This window comes from Listeria sp. ILCC797 (assembly GCF_900186185.1).
Lineage (GTDB): Bacteria > Bacillota > Bacilli > Lactobacillales > Listeriaceae > Listeria > Listeria goaensis.
Genome location: NZ_FYBS01000004.1, coordinates 189,452 through 207,472, shown reverse-complemented (window position 1 = coordinate 207,472; position 18,021 = coordinate 189,452). Strand labels below are relative to the sequence as shown.

Genomic DNA, 18,021 nt, shown 5'->3' with positions numbered 1-18,021 from the left:
AGCTCTTCATTGGGCTATTGTTTTTTTGTGTGAACATATACAGTTCACTAAAATTCCATATTTTTAAATTGGAAGTGTGTAGATTACACAACGCCATATGAAAAAACGGTGTTATACTTTTTGAGTAAGAAAAAGCACATGGTATCCAATTCAAGAATTACCTTCATTAATTTAGGATAATGACTATGAGTGATAGTTGTATAAATTCAGTTCGGAAAATTGTTGAAATTCAAAATGTTTTCTGTGGACTTTACACATCATCATTCATTCATGTGTTGTTATACTATTTTAGAAAATCATGTAAAGAAAATTTTTGGAAAAAGGCATACTATGATTTTTCAATTAAAAAGTAGAAGGAGTTTGAAAAATGAAATTAGGTAAACTCGGTATTTTAACATTAGCAACAGCTTTAGTTGTACAAGTACCTTTACAGGTGCATGCAGCAGGTGTAAGCAAAAGTGAAGCAAAAGTAGCTGCAAGCAGTCAAGTAGGAGCAACTGCTGAAACAGCGGCACCAATTACAGTGAACCACGTATATAACGGCACCGTTTTCAAAACAGAAACATTAACAGGGAACGTAGGAGATACGTATACAGCGCAAGACTTAATGACTCAAGGTATTGGGCGAAGCCAATGGAAGTTAATAAATACAACAGGTAGTGAAACAGGAACATTTTCTACGGAAGCACAAACTGTCACATATGAGTATCAACCTCGCCTTAATAGTATGAGTATTCAGGTTCTTTTCAAAGACATTGATACAGACGAAGGAATCTATGTACACAACCCATTTGATCCTACTCAAACACAACAAGGTAAAAAAGCATTTGAAGTCATTACTGGAACTCCGGGCGATACGATTGATTTTACCTATCAACAAACATACGTAGGAATGGATGAAGGTTATGAGTATGCTGACGGTACTGTAGGAACTGGCGGTTCTTATGAATTCGTAAAAGAAAGCCCAGCTATTCCAGATGTGATACCTGTTATCTATCCAGGTGATCCAATGCCAACGTTTACACTTTACTACAAAAAAGTAAGTGATACGAACCCAGTTGTAGCAGGTCAAGATGTAACGGTTAACTATGTGGATACAGACGGCAACCAAATTGCTGATCCTGCAACATTAAGTGGGAATGTGGGTGATGATTATACATCTGAAGAAAAAACTATTGCGGGCTACACATTAACTGAAACACCAGCTAATGCAACAGGTACTTTTAGTGACACAGCTCAAACAGTCACTTATGTGTATGAAAAAGACGCTGTAGCAGGTCAAGACGTGACAGTTAAATTTGTAGATGTAGATGGTAATGAATTAGCAACAGCTGATGTATTAAAAGGAAATATTGGTGAAGCATTTACAGCAGTAGCGAAAACAATTGATGGTTATACACTAAAAGAAACACCAGCAAATGCAGTAGGTACTTTCAATGATGCAGCTCAAACGGTAACGTATGTATATGAAAAAACAGCTCCAGTTGATCCAACAGACAACAATGACAATGGAACAACTGATGATACTAATACGAACCCAACAGACAATACTAACAATGACACAATTGTTCCAACCGATGCAAAAACTCCTAGCACAAACATGAACGTACACGAGCAAAGTAACATGAAGAAAGATTCAACTTCAACAAAAGCATCTACACCAGCATTACCTAAAACAGGTGATTCAGCATTAGACAGCGCAATTTTAGTTGGACTAGGCGCATTGTTATTAGGTGCTCTAGCGTTATTTACTCGCAGACAAAGAAATGCAAAATAATTGAAATAAGAAAAATCCCCACCGAGTGAATTTCACTTGGTGGGGATTTTTTTATAGTGAGCCTGTAATCCAAAGGCCGAATTGTGATAGAATGGCGCTGCCTAAGTAGGTTCCGATGAAAACAAAAACCGCAACGATGCCAATTTTCCAAGAAGTTTTGGAGAGGTCAACGAGATGGTCGGCAACGGAAATGCCTGCAAATGCTAAAATTGGCGTTGTAATGGATAGGAAATCAACGGCTGAAATAGCAGTTACAAAGAAGTCTGAGATTAGGCAGAAAATGAGTGATACTAGCGATACCCAACCGAGGACGGGGAAGTTACGCAAGAAGCCAACTGGCACTCTTTTCATTACATCAGATATGATAATACCTAGGAAAGCAAATAACCATAAAACGGCTAGCCCAATTAGGGTGTTTGTTACGATTGGCGTACCGTCAGGGTTTTTCCATAATTTAATTCCTTGCGTAAATAAAATAAGTGCTACGCTAAGTAAAAGGATTAAGCCCATTTTGATATATTTTTTACCAAGAGTTTCATTTTGCATGTTGTTTGCCTCCTCGAGTTAAGGTGCGGTACATAAATCTTTGAAGCGGAACAGCGAGGAAGACCATGGTATATGTTCCTAAGAAACTGGTCAAGAGCTGGCTGGCTGCTGCATAAGATAGTATGGTTGAGCTTTGTTCAGGAACTTGGGCTGCGAGCGTGGAGGACGCGGCTGTCATCATGCTAGCGGATCCAACGCCTGAACTCATGGCTAGTGCTCGAACGTCAAAGCCTAGAGAAAGCAAGAATGGTGCGAAAATACTAAAGAAGATAGCGCCGAATAAGGTTCCAATTAAATAGATGGATAATACGCCGCGTCCTTCTGCTGAATTTAGCGTGTATTTTTCCGAGATGTAGGCCAGTTCGCCTTCGCGACCGAGTCCTAGTGTTGCTCCGATTGCTTCGCGGCGCAACCCGAGCATGATGGCTACTGGGAGACCGAGCAGAACGGTACCTAGGTTCCCTAATTCTTGCAAGAGGAATACCCAGCCGATGCTTAGGATTTCTTTAATGTGCGGGGCTACATCGGCGCCGTATCGCGCCATTAGTGGTAACATAATAATGATTAAATATTGACCGGAAAAGCCAACATTTTCTTTGCTATAAATTTTCTTCAAGATGCCTTTTCGGAAAAATGGAATACCGAAAATCATTCCGATGGCAACGGCAAAAACAAGTGGCAAGACAGTGACAGTTACTGTGCCGAATTGGAGTGTCTTAATTCCAATCATTTCTGCGATTGTAATAATGATGAGCACAGTTGCGATTAAATAAATAAACCCTTTTTTCATGTTTTCCTCCCTAGTCTGTGATTGATTGGATTAGTTTTTCATATTCATTGTAGCTACGTTTATAAAGTTTCGTCGTGTCTAATTGCCCGTTCATTTCCTCGAACACTTGGCTCACAAAACGCGGGAATTGTTCCAACACAAAGCGGTCGTCTATCATGCGGAAATCATCGCCGTGAATGGCACCTGTGAAGCCACCATAGCTGATTTGAATGCACGGGAACATAAAGGCTAAATCGCCAATGTCACCAGCAGCTGCAATTCCGCCGCGGTCATCAATTAGGCCCGTGATTTCTTCATTTTTATCAAAAGCGTGTTTGACAAATGAATTTAAATAAGTGTCTTGAACGAAAGGCAAGTAGCCCATTTGTGTTTCTGTTTTGACATTTCCTGATAAGGCTGCCGCACTATGTTCTGCAGCGAGGTCAAGCTTTTTAGCAGTTTCCTGCATGTATTCAATAGACTTGGTACGTAAATCGGTTCCCACAGTAACGCGGTTTGGAATCACGTTTGTCGACATGTTGCTATTCATCAAAATTGGATTAAAACGGACAAGCTGATCATCGCGAACTTGCTGTCTGAGTAGCCCGAGTGCGACGTTGAACATTGTGGACATGCTATAGGCATTTACGCCGCTGAACGGGTCGAAACCAGCATGTGTTGCTTTTCCTTCAAAGTGATAACGTTTATAAAGAAAGCCGGCTAAATCGCAACCAATTTCGATGGTCGGCTCATCAAATGTTTCCCCAATTGAATGCACGCAAACACCAAAATCAATATCGTCAAACACGCCAAGTTTCATCGCTTCCGGCTTGCCGCCGTAGTAGGTAATCGTTCCTTCTTGTCGTAAAGTTTCGCGGTAGTCAAGATCTAAATATTCTTCTGCTGGAATAAAAACAAAGGCGATGTTGAAATCATAGTTTTTATAGGCAGCTGTTTCAATGAAATAGGTATACAGCGAAAGAGCTGTCGTTATCTGTGTGAAATGCCCACAATTATGCGCGGCGCCAGTCTCTTTGTCGGCACAAAAGTGAGTAGGTGCGTACACAGCGTCTAGTTCAGCGATAAAAGCCATTGTAATAGGCTTATCTTTTGAAAGGTATGTTTTGATACCCGTAGTGCTAAAATAATCCAATTCAATTTGATTATTCTTACTTTTCAGAAATTCTTTAACCAATTGTTTCGTTTTCCACTCTTTGTATCCTAATTCGGGGTTGTTGAAAATCTGATTAGCAATTTTCTGCATTTCGTCAAACTGCTCTTTGAAAAACATCTTTATCCTCCTAACCTTTTTAATCTACTTCTTATGATAAAGACAATAAAAAGTGAAGTCAACCCTATTTTAAAGAAAAATACGAATGATTTGTTTAGATTTTCATTTTTTATACGTATATAAGCCTGTAATAACACTGAAAAACCACCCCCGTGACTGGAGGTGGCTTCATAAATGATTATTTTGCTTGTTCTTCGACGCTTTTGTTAGTATCGTAGTTTTTCTTAATATACTGGTCGATGAATTTCGTTACCTGACTACCTTTCAGTTCAGTGAGGTCAGGAATTTGATCCACATCAAGTTTAACATCGTCTAAACCATAATCCGGTAAGTCTTGCTCAATACTTTGAACGGTGCTTTTAGGCATCGGGGATCCGGATATTGTAACCGTAAGAACATGTTTATCCTCGTTATAACTTTGATCCAAAACAACATAATCCGAAAATTCATTCGTAACAAATTGGTTAATAGACGATTTTTCCATACTATCTTGGACAAGTATAGAAGCAGAAAAAATACTTGGAATAATAATGAAAAGCGATAAAATAATTAAAAAGATATTGATGCGCCGTGTGTGTTTGCTATTCTTCGCTGTATGTAAGGGAAAGCGCATAAATCTAATGCCGATAAATGTGGCTATCATAATGAAAGCACAATTAATAATAAAGAGGTAAGAGGCACCTAAGAAATACGAAAAATTCAGCGTAGCGATGGCGTACCCAATTGTACAAACTGGCGGCATTAACGCCGTTGCAATGGCTACCCCGGGAACGATATTTGTACTCGTCTTTTTAGAAGCCCCGATAATTCCAGCAACGCCACCTGCAAAAGCGATAATTACATCCCAAATCGTTGGGGCAGTTCTTGCGATTAGTTCATCACTGGCATAGGTTATCGGCGAAATCGTGAAGTAAAGAGTGGCCACTACTAGGCTCACTAATACCTCAACGAGTAGTAACAGTGCTGCTTTTTTGACGATATAAAAATCAAGGACGGAAAGTCCGTACCCTACACCTAAAATAGGCGTCATAAGCGGGGAGATTAGCATCGCCCCAATGATAACGGGAATAGAGTTCATATTTAATCCGATGGAAGCAATTAAGATAGCGCACATTAAGATGACAGAGTCGCTAATTTTAATTGTTAAGTCAGAATTAATTTTTTCCCTAAATTCTTGTGCATTATAACTTGTACTGGCCATAATTTCTCCTTATGAATAAAATGAGTTTGGTGACTTAATTTTAACCCGTAATAAAAAAAGCGGCAAATTTTTATTCCTGTGGTTTCTGCCATAAGCGGTATAGCTCAACGATATGAGCAACGATAACCAAAAGAAAAGATATAACCGTCCCAATGATAAGCATGCTCTCGTAGCTTTTCACTTTAGTCAGCCATTCCGAAAGCATCGTGAAAACACTTGTATGTTTGTCAATTTTCTTAGAAACTTCCTTGATTTTCTGAATGGACTTTTGCGGGTCATCCATGATGCGGGTAAGCGCGTCCTCAATTTCCTGTGAGTTGTGCGATAAAATCGTTTTTTTAGCGTTAACGACATTTGTATGTATATCTTGATACGTATGCAGCGATTGCACGGTAAATAAAATCATAAATGAAAACAGGGAAACTAACAATAAGCTGTAACCACTCGTAATGGCAACGCTCGTACGCGTCCAGCCTTCCTTTTTCTTCGCTTTAAACATCACAATAATGATTAAAATTGGAACGGCGATAATCAAAAGTAATTCGATAACGATGAAAATAATGGTGCTCTTTAAAGCCGCCACCACTTGATGTAAGAAAAAGCTAAGCAAATCCCTCCCTGCCAGCAGGTTAATAACATTCGATACTGAAAAATCAAAATGCCCCGAAACCATATTCCAAATTATCTCTCTTTGAAAAAGCAAGGCTAAAAAAGTGAGCGCAATAAAAAACAAACTGGTGATTAACACAATTTTTCTTTCCTTAATCATCTAAAATTCCCCCTTTTTCTCTATCATATACTTTCTTTCCCCGATTTGTATATGTATAATCACCTAGTATGTAAAAAGAACATAATCAGAGACTGATTATGTTCTTTTTGACGATTATTAATCCAATGAATAGTAGCTTAAAACAACTTCCGCAACAGATTTTGCGGCAACTAGAAGCGCATCTTCATCAATATCAAATTTCGGATGGTGATTGAAATAAGCGTGCTCTGTATTTTTAGGTTTAGCACCAATGTAGAAAAATACGCCGGGAATTTTTTCCAAATAGTAAGCAAAATCTTCTGAACCAGAAAGCATGTCATATTCGGAAACAGCCGTTAAATACTCACCAATGCCTTTTTGTAAACTTGCAACAACTTGATCAGTAACTTTTGGGTCATTGTAAAGAGGTGGGTAGTCATTGGTATAAGTTAATTCTACTGTAACGCCAAACATCGCTTCGATGCCGGAGACAATGCGGTGGATTTCAGTATCGATTTTTTCACGTGTTTCGTTGTTCATGTAGCGGACGTCGCCTTCCAATTCGACGGAGTCTTTGATGACATTAAAGCTTCCTTTCCCGTCGAAAGAGCCAATTGTAACGACGCCTGTATCAAAAGGATTAAGACGTCTGCTAATTACGGTTTGTATGGCTGTTACAAAGTGCGCGCCTGCTACGATGGCATCATTTGCCATATGCGGCGAGGAGCCGTGTCCGCCAGTACCTTGGATGCGCAACTTAAAGTAAGTGCGACCAGCCATTGAATAGCCGCTATGATAGTAAACTTCGCCAGATTCGCCGAATGGGAATACGTGAATGCCGTAAATTTGGTCCACATCATCTAGGATACCTGACTCAACGACGCTTTTAGCTCCGCCTGGCGGTGTTTCTTCCGCATGTTGATGGACAATTTTAATCGTTCCGGGAATGTTTTCTTTAAGCTCAATCAGGCAGTCTGCAAGAATGAGCAAATAGGCGGTATGACCATCATGACCGCAGGCGTGCATGACACCCGGGTTTTTGGATTTAAATGGCAGGTTTGTTTCTTCTTCAACGGGAAGGGCATCAAAATCGGCACGTAGCGCAATGGTTTTACCAGGTTTGCCACCTTTAATTGTGACGACGACAGCATGACCATTGCCGACCTCAGTTGCGACTTCTACATCTTTCCCTTTATAAAAATTTTGAATGAATTTTGCGGTTTCTACTTCGTGAAAAGATAGTTCTGGATGCTCATGTAAATGACGTCTAATTTGAATCATTTCGTCTTTTCGTTCTTCGAGCATTTGCATTAATTGATTACGCATTTTAAAGCCTCCTTATTCGTTTGTAGCGCTTACTACTTTAGATTTTTCCGCTTTTGGTGTAGTGACGACAACAGAAATGAGTGAAATCAAACAAAATGCGACATTCGCGATTAAACCAACCATTGCTGCTAAATCAACATTTCCAGATGCTGCAATCACACCATAAATAGTAGCTGAAATGGCTACGCCGAATGAACCACCGAGGGAGCTTGCCATTTTGTAAATTCCAGATGCTACACCAACTTTATCTTCGGGTGCATTTGAAACGGCTGTATCAGTGGACGGTGTTGCATACATACCAAGTCCTATTCCGAACAAAGCGAATCCGATGAATACAAGGATTGTATAAAGCGCACCAGGAATAAATGTAAGTGCCATTAACGCGATTCCAACGGCTGTAATAGCTGAACCCATAATCATTGGTTTTCGGGCACCAATTCGTTGAAGGATTTTTTCACCGATGCGAATCATTCCGAGAACGCAAACGAGGTAACCGATGGAAAGCAAACCAGATTGGAAGGCTGTAAAGCCGCGTCCGACTTGCACATAAGTGTTTGCGACAACGAGCGTTCCAGCCGCTGCATTTAACAAGAAATTAGAAAGAGTTGCGCCAGTGTAAGCCTTATTTTTAAACAAAGAAAAGTCAATAAAGCCATTTGCTTGGCGAAGCTCTGTGCGGAAAAATAGTCCAGCAGAAAGAAGGAAAACAACGAGCATAATGATTGTTGTTGGGCTTGTCCAGCCGAATGTTGCGCCGCGTGTAATAATAAGGTTTAAACAAACCATTGCGATGACGAAAAGAATTAGTCCAAATGTATCAAATTTTGCTTTCGTTGTTTGCACAACTTTGCTTTCAGGTGTTCCTTTAATTAATAACATGCCTAAAAGTGCGAATGCGATTGAGAAAACGAAGATCCAGCGCCAGCCCATATAAGTGGCGATAAGTCCGCCAGCAAATGAACAAATACCTGATCCACCCCAAGAGCCGATTGACCAGTAGCTAAGCGCTCTTTGTCTTTCTGTTCCTTCAAAATAAGTTTTCATCAAGGCAAGTGTTGCAGGCATAATACATGCAGCAGAAAGTCCTTGGATAATCCGACCAATAATGAGTAATGTCGCTCCTTGAGTAACGATAAGTAGAAGCGAGCCAATAATGCTTAAAATAAGTCCAATATAAGTTAATTTCATGCGGCCAAACTTATCCGCCATGCCACCAGCGACTACGATGAAAATACCAGAAAATAGTGCAGTTAAGCTGATTGCGACGCTAAGTAAGTCTGACGAAATACCGAGGTCATCTTGCACAGCTGGTACGATGTTAACCATCGATTGTGCAAAAAGCCAAAATGTGATAACACCAAATACGATGCCGACGATAAGTTTATTTGTTCCTTTATATGCGTTTGTTGCCATTAGTTATTCTCTCCTTTTAAATAATCCAGTACACAAGCGCCCATCGCTTTTGAAGCAATAAGTAAGGCGTCTTCATTAATATCAAATTTAGGGTGGTGATGCGGATAAAAATGTCCATCCGCCGGCATCGCGCCAACATAGAAAAATACGCTAGGCCGTTCTTTCGCATAATAAGCGAAGTCTTCAGAAGGTGGTTGCGGTTCACAACGCACCACATCTGTGATTTCAGGGATGTCTGAGCTGTGAAGTGAGTTGACAACAAATTCGGTCAAAGCTTCATCGTTGTTTAAAACGGGATAATCATTTTTGTAATCTAGTTCACAAGTCACGCCGAACATCGCTTCAATTCCGCGCACAATGCGTTTGATTTCCTTTTCGATCGTTTGGCGTGTGTCCTCCGACATCGAGCGCACATCACCTTCAAGAGTAACCGCGTCTTTAATCACGTTGAAGCTTCCTTTTCCGTCGAATGAACCAATTGTGATGGAACCAACATCGAACGGATTTAAGCGACGACTAATGACCGTTTGAACAGCCACAACGAATTCGCTTGCCGCCACAATCGCATCATTTGCGAGGTGAGGTGAGGAACCATGTCCGCCTTGACCTTGCACTTTCAATTTGAAATAAGAACGTCCAGTTTGAATCGCACCTTCGCGGTAGAAGACTTCGCCAGTTTTCATCGTTGACATGACGTGAATACCAAGAACATTATCAACACCATCTAAAGCACCATCTTGAATCATTTGAATCGCACCGCCAGGAGGTGTTTCTTCTGCGTGTTGATGTAAAATGACGATTTTGCCTGTTAGTTGTTCCTTCATTTCAATCAATGTTTCAGCTAGGACTAACATATATGCAGTATGACCATCATGGCCACAAGCGTGCATAACACCAGGGTTTTTAGATGCAAACGGTAACCCAGTTTCTTCTTGAATAGGTAACGCGTCAAAGTCTGCACGAATCGCAAGCGTTTTACCCGGCTTTCCAGTGTCAATCGTTACAACAACACCGTTTCCGCCAACATGAGTCCGCACGTCACAGTCCATATCTTTATAAAAATCCGCAACGTATTTTGCTGTGTTTTCTTCTTGAAAAGAAAGTTCAGGATTTTCATGCAAGTAGCGGCGGATTTCAATCATACGAGATTGTTTTTCGTTTAATTTTTTGAATAACTCTTCTTTCACCGTAAAAACCTCCAATTTATTGTACTGATACTGGCCAGAACATCAGTAATTGTCGATGCATCTTTATTATAAAAAAATAAAAATCAAAAGAAGGGTGTTTTTTTGCTTATTTTTAGCTTGAAAATTTCCTTTTTTAAAAAGTGATTTTATTGATGTCAAAAATTCGACGTTGAACGCAAGAAAAAAGCTTAACGTTTCCGTTAAGCTTAAATCGTATGCCGAAATTCATAAAAATGAATCGCATTAATATCTAAATAGGCGTAAAATGACCAATCATCTGTAATCGTCTCATCACTAACCGTTAACGTAGGCTGCGAGGCATCCACAATGTAATCTAAAATTTCTTCATCTAAACCGTGCTTACTATTTAACTGCCAGTATTTAGAATATAAAGCGCCATTATCGCGATCAAATTGCCATTTGCAAACTTGATATTCTCCCGGTTCAAGCCCCAACATGCGAACATGAACTTCTTTTCGCTCTTCTTTTAAAAATTTTTCTTCTACTGAAAAGCGCGGATTCATCGTCGCACAGTTCATCAAAATAAGCTGATAGCCGTCCACATGCCGCGTCATAATAAAATCTTTTCCCTCCGCAACAACAACACCTTTAAGCCGCTTCAGAAATTTCACTGCATAAAACGCTGGTCGCTTCCCGTTGAAAAAATGAAACATTTCGAGCCCGTCAAGACTAATATTTAGCTGACTGCCATCCTCCTCGTGAAGCTCCGTATTAATCCAAAAACCAAGAGCATCCACTTCTGGGGCTAAATCAAGCATGGTTTTTAGGACGAGCGCACCACGGAAAAAAGTACCATTCGTGTACCGCGTATTTCCCGTGAGTGTATTCCAATTAACGAGCATAAGCGGCTTATGAATTTGGTGATGCTTCAAATAAGCTTTCAGTTTTAGCGTTTTAGTCAAACAATAATCTTCCGTAATCAAAAAATCTTCTTTTGAAAAATCAACCGCTTCATTTTGATTCGCGTTATAGGTAATGAAATCAATTTGATCCGCCGCCTCTAAAAACCAAGTATGGCGCACAGGAACCGCATTTTGCGAAAGCGAAAACGGAACAAAAGTGCCCACTTGAATGGCGGATAGGCGCGACTTAATGATTTGCTGGAGCTTCAAATATACACGCTTCAATTCATTTTTATCCGCAAAGGTCAGTTTAGGGTTGAAAAACATAAAGTGCCACTGCGAAACAAATTCTCGGCCGAAAACTTGGATAGAGTGTCGCAAAAAGTGATCAAGACGTTCAAAAACATCATGTTCATTTTCGGAGATATCTTGATACTCAAGCCGAATAAAAAGTTGCAAACGATGCTGTTTTAAAAATGAAATCGCCACATCTGCATTTGCATAAGGAGAAGATGTAGGAACTAATTCGTCCGTTTCAGCCTCAGGCAGAAAAGTGCTTCCTTTAAATAAATGGCGAATGCCGATATAATTGACGCCGAGCTCATCGCGTGACGTTAAAATTTGTTTTTGCACATTTTCCTTCAAAACTTCCTTTAACTCTCCAATGGTTAGGATATGCATATTTTGGGTTAAAGCTCGTGCTGCCTTGTCCGCAATTGCTATTTTCTTCTTTTCAAACGGTGCTTCATTTAATTCATTGCCAGATTCAATGTTGTGATATAGACGAGCAAGTTTAATGAGAATATCGGATGTTGGCACAATTTGCTCAATCGCACGATTTTGCTGGCTTTCTTGTTTTTGCTCGAGGGGACTCAATTCGCGGTGGTGCTGCGTTCTGTACTCACTAGGCGGCGAATGGAAGTACTGTTTAAATGCTTCTGAGAAATGTTTTTGACTCGAGAAGCCATTTTTAAGCGCAATTTCGGTAATACTCTCTGTCGAATAGAGCAAGTTTTCACGCGCATGCTTCAATCTAACTTCCGTCAAGTATTGCAAAAAGCCGACGCCAGTTGTTTTCTTGAAATAACGAGATAAATAAGCCTCACTTAAATATTCCTTTTGAGCAAAATCATGAAGGGACAAGGCCTCATCAAAATGTTCTTCTACCTCTCTAATGATTCGCGAGATGCGCTTATCATTCATTTCCTTTTTAGCAAAAGAAGGGTTTTCCTTTTTTAAAAAACGAGTTAAAACGAGCAAGATTTGAAGTAATGCAGTTTGCGCGTCTAGCTTGTTGGCTTGTCTTTGATTCGTTGAGGCGATTAAAAGTTCACTGATAGACTTTCGGAGGGAACTGACAATTTGTTCTCTCCCGGGATCGATTTCCTTAGTGAAAAAGTTAAATGAATGCCGGAAATAATCGGCATAATATTGTGTGAAAAAAGTATCGGAAATCGTCAAATAAATAATTAAATGCTGATTTTCTCCTTGAATCGTGTAAAATGTATGGCGATCAAGGACTAATATATCGCCTTCTTCCAAATGAAAGTGCCGCTCTGAAATTTTGACTGTGACTTTTCCTGAAATTGCGAAAATTAATGTGGTCCCATGTGAAATTTCCGAAGTAGGTTGCTTAATGTGTTGGATTGCAATTTCGTACTCTTTTATGCGTGCCATCCTTCTTCACTCCTTTTCGATACTTTCATCTTAGCATCATATTTACTAAAATGTGTAGTTTATACAAAAAAATAAAAAAGTATTTAGCGCTCATTGTTAGGAATAGCAATGATTTCCTAGTTTTTATGAAATGAAATGGCTACAAAATATCCACAGATTTACGCAAGGCATAATAGTATACTTAGAATATCATGCTGTAGTATTCTCGTTCACAAATGAAGAAGCGATAACAAACTTAGCCATATAGCATGAGTGGCACGCGAAATTAGCGGAAACTAATTTTGCGCAGATAACCTTTAGTGAATTCACTAAAGGTTATTTTAGTATATAGAAACAGCCACTTAAAAAATAAGTGGCTGTTTCTACATGGTTCTATACAAGCTAAAGAGATTACTATTAGTATAGTGGAATTTTCTTTATTTGTCTGTGGACAAAATGAGGCGAATAACTGATTTTTTTAACTTTAAATGGGCATTTTACACATTTTATTGCGAGGGATACCAAAATTTTACAGAAAACCAATTTGTACTATGATAAAGAAATAGTAAAGAAATAAAGCTTTACTTGTAAACATAAAGGAGAGATCATAAGTGGAAACAACCATTATACCCGAAATAAAAGTACACAACGTTAAAGATTTTGGCGCAGTTGGAAATGGCCTAGCAGATGATACAAAAGCAATCCAAGACGCGATTGATGCGCTGTATGAATATCCTGTAAAGAAAGCCGATAAAACAGTTTTATCCAGAGCTGAAACAGAGGAAATGACAAAAGAAGGCGGGATAGTTTATTTTCCGGCTGGTAGTTATAAAATCTCAAAGACTATTTTTGTAGATAAAGCGGGAGTTAACTTACAAGGGGATTCTTCGCTATCAAGTCAAATCATCCCTTCTGGTGAGATGGTGAATAATGAACTGATTTTTGACAAAGAAAAAGAGGACCAACCGATTTTTGATTTTGCTTATTTTAATGGCGAGAAGCGAACTGGGGAACGTTCTTTTATTCGAAATATTGGCATGTCTCATTTAACTTTTGACTTGAGATACGTAAATAACGTCACAACAATCCGAATTATTCGCCCGTATGATTTATGCAAATTTAAAAACCTGTTTTTCTTTAATATTCGCGGGACTGCCATTCAGGCAATTAGTGATACATCAGCAAAGCTATTTAATGGCAAACGAGTTGTTGGGCAGGGATTGATTCTTGAAGACATTCATATTGATAATAGTGGCTCAACACAAGATTATTTGAAACTCAAAAGGGACAAAGGGAGAGTGGAGGATGCGACGGGGACCTTCATTCATTTAGAAAATATTAACGAAAGTAGCTTAACAAACGTAAAGATTTTGGCTTGTGGAGTGCAGGCAGACGCAAATACAGGTCTTGCCATTAAAACAGCAGACAATAAAACGATCCAGGCGTTTGCTAATCGAATCGGAATCCTTTTGGAAGGGTGCCATGGTGTTACAATCAAAGAAAGTTCATTGGGCTTTTTCGATAATGCAGCGATTAAACTCCAAAGAGGCACAAACGGCGCGCAAATTGAAAATGCCTACACATTTATTCAACATAATACTTTTGAAGAAAACAAGAAAGCGCACATTCAAATTGATGGCGGCGCTGAACCCTTAGCCGTAAAAGGGGTTGGAAAAACATTTATTTCAGACAATCGCTTTTTAGGAAAAGTAAGTCCCGAATATGCATATGAAATCGATAATTGTAATCTTGTAACGATTCGTGATCGTGCTAATGTTAAGGTGGGACAACTAGCGTTCAATACAATTATTGAAGCTGGCGAAGTAAATGCAATTGAAGTAGCTGGAACTAGCTTTCAATCAAAACCAAGAATAACAGATAATGGCTACAGAACAGTAATCATGGGAAAAGAGAATGTTTTGAGCGAGCAAAAAACGAGCTATTCAGATGCCTATTCCTTTAAAACACGATTGCTGGCAGAACGACTCACAATTCCAGTTGTTAAAAAACAAGATTTGTATCGTTATAATGAAGTTGTAGTAGAAGGGGATATTGCACTTTTAAAAGAAGATGGTAAACCGGAAACGAAGTTAATTGTCCTTAGAACCATTCAAAATGGACAATTAGTGTGGGTGGATATGAAGGATAATGTGATTGATGTGAGTCAAATAACGGAAGCGACTGTATCGGGAACAGAAGTTAAGGGGAAATTCATAGGGGGCATTACGCAACTTAGAATAACAGAAATATTATCTGATGGAGCGGAACGACCACAAGAAACAGGCGGTACAATTGAGTCAAGCGGACGATTTTCATTGCAATACACCGAAATCACAGCTAATTGTACGCACTTGAAAATTGAAGGTTTTGATGAAAGAGGGTTTAGCGTAGCCGAATTTATGCTTCATTTACCGCCGCAATTAGCAACGCAACTAATTGTGTCGCCGCTATATAATCGAGATGCAGCCTCATTTATTACAGGAACATATTGGAATATTGCGTCACTTCGTTTTGTTGCTCGTAATATAACGACGGGAGAAGAGCAAATCTATGCTGGCGGGGATTTAAAAGCAGATGGCACATTTACGTATTATGCGCGTGATAAAGTGAGAGAAAATCTTGAAACAATGAAATACATCCTAAACGGTTTAGATTCAGAAAATAGAGTCGTCGTAAGCGTCAATGTTATGACAGGCGAAAATTTATTGTAAGCATAAAAAGAAGCAGAAAATTAATTCTGCTTCTTTTTCAATGTTTATTTTGCGTTCACTGGAATATAGATTGTAAATTTGTCTTCGCGTAAATCTTCCAAGTTAAAGTTTCCGGCAAGGTCGTATTTACCGCCTTGCATCACTTCGCCGTAAGTTTGACCGATAAAATTGTCAATGGCAGTGCGTTCAGTTTCTTCGGATACGAATTTTGCATAGTCGCCTTCAGGAATTTCAAAGGAAATCAAACCATTACCTTCACCAGATTTTGCAACGATGTAATTTTGTTTGCCATCGATGGACGCATTAATACCAACATAATTTTTTGCATCGTCCGCGTACTTTTCATAGGCAGCAGTCTTAATTTCGCTCATTTTTCCAAAACCTTCTTGTGGATTAAAATTAGGAATTTCAACTTTTTCTCCGGAAAATACTTCTTTTTCTAAGTGTACAATTTCAAATGACATAACTTTTTCCCTCCAAAAATAAATTTAATTTTGTTATGATGTAACTATAACACGCTAATGTTGACAACTGTATGTCATCATTTGAAAAAGGAGTAAAAAAATGAAAATTGAGCGGCTAATTGGCATTATTATGTTGCTTTTACAACGTGAAATTGTTAGCGCAAATGAAATGGCAAAAATGTTCGAAGTATCAAAACGTACGATTTACCGCGACATGGAAACACTTTCGATGGCGAAAATTCCGATTTATACGATGCCAGGCGTGAACGGTGGAATTGGAATTATGCCAACTTATAAAGTAGACAAACGTTTACTTACTACGGAAGATTTAACGACAATTGTCACAAGTTTGAATGGATTTGAACAATTATTTTCTTCAACAGATATTAAGCGAACGCTTTTGAAAATGAAAAATATGTTGCGGTCTGATGATGAAATTAGTGATCATCTTATTTCGCTGGATTTTTCAAATGTAACAACGAAAAAAGAAATAAATGAACACGTTGAGGAGCTACATTTGGCGATAAAAAAACATCAATATGTTGCCGTGACATATAGCGACCGAGATGGGAATGAAACGAAGCGAAAAATAGAACCATACCATTTGCTTTTCCGAAATCGTTATTGGTATTTACAAGGCTATAGCACAGAGCGGGAAGACTTTCGGACGTTTAAATTATCGCGAATGATTCACTTAGAAACCCTTGCGGATACTTTTACGCCGCGCGAATTTGTGGTCAGACCATTTAACCCAAAACCGCAATTTTCACCTTTTGAAATGGAAGAAGTAGACTTGCTCCTTGACCGTACTGGACGGGAACAAATTGTGGAGCGCGCAAATGTTCTGGAAATAAAAGCACTCGATGAAACGTATTTTCAAGCCAAGGTTATTCTACCTGATCATGAAGTTGGCTACCGCTTTCTTTTAAACCTAGGAACACATGCAACGATAAAAAGTCAAAATGAATTTTACGATAACTTTATAGCCTATTTGGAAGCCATTCAACTAAAATACCAATAAAAACCAAAGCCCCTATCATGGATTTGATAGGGGCTTTGGCGGTTTTAAGGAAGAATATATAAAATAGGTGTAAAACCTATGATTTAGATGATGCATTTATTGTATCGTCTTAAAATGAAAAAATAATGAAAATAAATGAAGAAATTATATAAAAAAAGGCTGAGACATAAATAAAAAAACAAGTGAAAATCCAGTAAATCCATTTTGAAAAATGGTATAGTTACTGGATCTTTACTTGCCTATTTTCTCTTTTTGTGTGAGCTTAGAAATATAATTCTGGGCGGCGGTCTTCGAAAATGGACATCGATTGACGCGCCGCACTGATTTCAGCCAAATCAATTGTGCTGTAGAAATTTTCTTCAGTTTCTCCCGCTAAAAGGAGGATTTCGCCGTGCGGATTGATGACCATAGAATGGCCGTTAAATTGGTTGTTTGGATCTTTGCCGACACGGTTTACGGCCACGACGAACGCTTGATTTTCGATTGCCCGTGCGACGAGCAATTTTTCCCACTGGGAAATGCGCACATCTGGCCACTGGGCAACAACAAAAATAACTTCTGCGCCTCTTGCGGTATGGTGCCGCATCCATTCGGGGAAGCGAATATCATAACAGATGAAGCCGGCTGTTTTTGTGCCGTTTAGCATGAAGAGGTTGGCATCATTCCCAGGTTCCAAATAGAGATGTTCGTCCATTAGCTTGAAAGGGTGGACCTTTTTATAAGAAGAAAGAAAATCACCTTGATTATCAAAAGCGTACATAATATTTGTGAATTTCCCGTCCGTTTTGATGGCAACGGAACCGCCAATAATCGTAATATTTTGCTCTCTCGCAAGCTCAGATAAAAACTTTTTCGTCCGCTCGCCGTGACGGTCTGCGTATATCTCAAGCTCGCTCAAACAATAGCCCGTATTCCACATTTCGGGTAAAACGGCAATCTCAGCACCGCTTCTTGCCGCCTCGGTTACTGCTTGCCGGACCCGTTTGAAATTCGCATCTGGATCCTTAAACGTAACGTCAATTTGGCAAAGCGCAAGCTTCCACATATT

Annotated in this window: 14 protein-coding genes; 3 read left to right on the top strand and 11 right to left on the bottom strand. The window is 39.2% G+C overall.

Going from position 1 to position 18,021, the window contains the following annotated elements:
* Positions 1 to 367 precede the first annotated feature (367 nt).
* On the top strand, positions 368 to 1,777 hold the full coding sequence (locus tag BN1609_RS06045) for a MucBP domain-containing protein (protein ID WP_088840643.1): 1,410 nt from the start codon (positions 368 to 370) through the stop codon (positions 1,775 to 1,777).
* Positions 1,778 to 1,828: 51 nt separating this feature from the next.
* Here BN1609_RS06045 and BN1609_RS06040 read toward each other — a convergent pair whose 3' ends face one another.
* From BN1609_RS06040 to BN1609_RS06000, 9 genes are all read right to left on the bottom strand, one after another.
* Positions 1,829 to 2,323: a hypothetical protein gene (locus BN1609_RS06040; protein WP_088810454.1), complete on the bottom strand. Its 495-nt coding sequence runs from the start codon at positions 2,321 to 2,323 to the stop codon at positions 1,829 to 1,831.
* Positions 2,313 to 3,113, bottom strand: a complete 801-nt coding sequence (locus BN1609_RS06035) for a DUF3100 domain-containing protein (protein ID WP_088810453.1) — start codon at positions 3,111 to 3,113, stop codon at positions 2,313 to 2,315. Before BN1609_RS06035 ends, BN1609_RS06040 begins: the two co-directional genes overlap by 11 nt.
* Positions 3,114 to 3,123: 10 nt before the next feature.
* Positions 3,124 to 4,383: a M20/M25/M40 family metallo-hydrolase gene (locus BN1609_RS06030; RefSeq protein WP_088840642.1), complete on the bottom strand. Its 1,260-nt coding sequence runs from the start codon at positions 4,381 to 4,383 to the stop codon at positions 3,124 to 3,126.
* Positions 4,384 to 4,561: 178 nt separating this feature from the next.
* Positions 4,562 to 5,584, bottom strand: coding sequence for a DUF389 domain-containing protein (locus BN1609_RS06025; RefSeq protein WP_088810451.1), 1,023 nt, complete (start codon positions 5,582 to 5,584; stop codon positions 4,562 to 4,564).
* A gap of 70 nt (positions 5,585 to 5,654) precedes the next feature.
* On the bottom strand, positions 5,655 to 6,353 hold the full coding sequence (locus BN1609_RS06020) for a hypothetical protein (RefSeq protein ID WP_088840641.1): 699 nt from the start codon (positions 6,351 to 6,353) through the stop codon (positions 5,655 to 5,657).
* Positions 6,354 to 6,470: 117 nt separating this feature from the next.
* Positions 6,471 to 7,658, bottom strand: coding sequence for a M20 family metallopeptidase (locus tag BN1609_RS06015; protein WP_088840640.1), 1,188 nt, complete (start codon positions 7,656 to 7,658; stop codon positions 6,471 to 6,473).
* Between the two features lie 12 nt (positions 7,659 to 7,670).
* On the bottom strand, positions 7,671 to 9,071 hold the full coding sequence (locus tag BN1609_RS06010; RefSeq protein WP_088810448.1) for an MFS transporter: 1,401 nt from the start codon (positions 9,069 to 9,071) through the stop codon (positions 7,671 to 7,673).
* Positions 9,071 to 10,273, bottom strand: a complete 1,203-nt coding sequence (locus BN1609_RS06005) for a M20 family metallopeptidase (RefSeq protein WP_088825801.1) — start codon at positions 10,271 to 10,273, stop codon at positions 9,071 to 9,073. The genes BN1609_RS06010 and BN1609_RS06005 overlap by 1 nt, the downstream gene beginning before the upstream one ends.
* A 191-nt stretch (positions 10,274 to 10,464) precedes the next feature.
* Positions 10,465 to 12,798: a helix-turn-helix domain-containing protein gene (locus BN1609_RS06000; protein WP_088810446.1), complete on the bottom strand. Its 2,334-nt coding sequence runs from the start codon at positions 12,796 to 12,798 to the stop codon at positions 10,465 to 10,467.
* A gap of 590 nt (positions 12,799 to 13,388) precedes the next feature.
* On the opposite strand from BN1609_RS06000, the gene BN1609_RS05995 reads away from it, so the two are divergent.
* Positions 13,389 to 15,488 carry a glycosyl hydrolase family 28-related protein gene (locus BN1609_RS05995; RefSeq protein ID WP_088840639.1) on the top strand — a complete coding sequence of 700 codons (2,100 nt, stop codon included), beginning with the start codon at positions 13,389 to 13,391 and terminating at the stop codon, positions 15,486 to 15,488.
* A gap of 44 nt (positions 15,489 to 15,532) precedes the next feature.
* On the opposite strand, the gene BN1609_RS05990 is transcribed toward BN1609_RS05995, so the two are convergent.
* Positions 15,533 to 15,952, bottom strand: a complete 420-nt coding sequence (locus BN1609_RS05990) for an effector binding domain-containing protein (protein WP_088840638.1) — start codon at positions 15,950 to 15,952, stop codon at positions 15,533 to 15,535.
* A 100-nt stretch (positions 15,953 to 16,052) separates the two neighbouring features.
* On the opposite strand from BN1609_RS05990, the gene BN1609_RS05985 reads away from it, so the two are divergent.
* On the top strand, positions 16,053 to 16,973 hold the full coding sequence (locus tag BN1609_RS05985; protein WP_088816067.1) for a YafY family protein: 921 nt from the start codon (positions 16,053 to 16,055) through the stop codon (positions 16,971 to 16,973).
* A 262-nt stretch (positions 16,974 to 17,235) separates the two neighbouring features.
* On the opposite strand, the gene BN1609_RS05980 is transcribed toward BN1609_RS05985, so the two are convergent.
* Positions 17,236 to 18,018 carry a carbon-nitrogen family hydrolase gene (locus BN1609_RS05980; protein WP_088810442.1) on the bottom strand — a complete coding sequence of 261 codons (783 nt, stop codon included), beginning with the start codon at positions 18,016 to 18,018 and terminating at the stop codon, positions 17,236 to 17,238.
* Positions 18,019 to 18,021 lie beyond the last annotated feature (3 nt).

What these genes read in the sequence shown, in the direction of transcription:
- BN1609_RS06045 (WP_088840643.1), top strand. Translation starts at nt 368, where the DNA reads ATGAAATTAGGTAAACTCGGTATTTTAACATTAGCAACAGCTTTAGTT.
- BN1609_RS06040 (WP_088810454.1), bottom strand. Translation starts at nt 2,323, where the DNA reads ATGCAAAATGAAACTCTTGGTAAAAAATATATCAAAATGGGCTTAATC.
- BN1609_RS06035 (WP_088810453.1), bottom strand. Translation starts at nt 3,113, where the DNA reads ATGAAAAAAGGGTTTATTTATTTAATCGCAACTGTGCTCATCATTATT.
- BN1609_RS06030 (WP_088840642.1), bottom strand. Translation starts at nt 4,383, where the DNA reads ATGTTTTTCAAAGAGCAGTTTGACGAAATGCAGAAAATTGCTAATCAG.
- BN1609_RS06025 (WP_088810451.1), bottom strand. Translation starts at nt 5,584, where the DNA reads ATGGCCAGTACAAGTTATAATGCACAAGAATTTAGGGAAAAAATTAAT.
- BN1609_RS06020 (WP_088840641.1), bottom strand. Translation starts at nt 6,353, where the DNA reads ATGATTAAGGAAAGAAAAATTGTGTTAATCACCAGTTTGTTTTTTATT.
- BN1609_RS06015 (WP_088840640.1), bottom strand. Translation starts at nt 7,658, where the DNA reads ATGCGTAATCAATTAATGCAAATGCTCGAAGAACGAAAAGACGAAATG.
- BN1609_RS06010 (WP_088810448.1), bottom strand. Translation starts at nt 9,071, where the DNA reads ATGGCAACAAACGCATATAAAGGAACAAATAAACTTATCGTCGGCATC.
- BN1609_RS06000 (WP_088810446.1), bottom strand. Translation starts at nt 12,798, where the DNA reads ATGGCACGCATAAAAGAGTACGAAATTGCAATCCAACACATTAAGCAA.
- BN1609_RS05990 (WP_088840638.1), bottom strand. Translation starts at nt 15,952, where the DNA reads ATGTCATTTGAAATTGTACACTTAGAAAAAGAAGTATTTTCCGGAGAA.
- BN1609_RS05985 (WP_088816067.1), top strand. Translation starts at nt 16,053, where the DNA reads ATGAAAATTGAGCGGCTAATTGGCATTATTATGTTGCTTTTACAACGT.
- BN1609_RS05980 (WP_088810442.1), bottom strand. Translation starts at nt 18,018, where the DNA reads ATGTGGAAGCTTGCGCTTTGCCAAATTGACGTTACGTTTAAGGATCCA.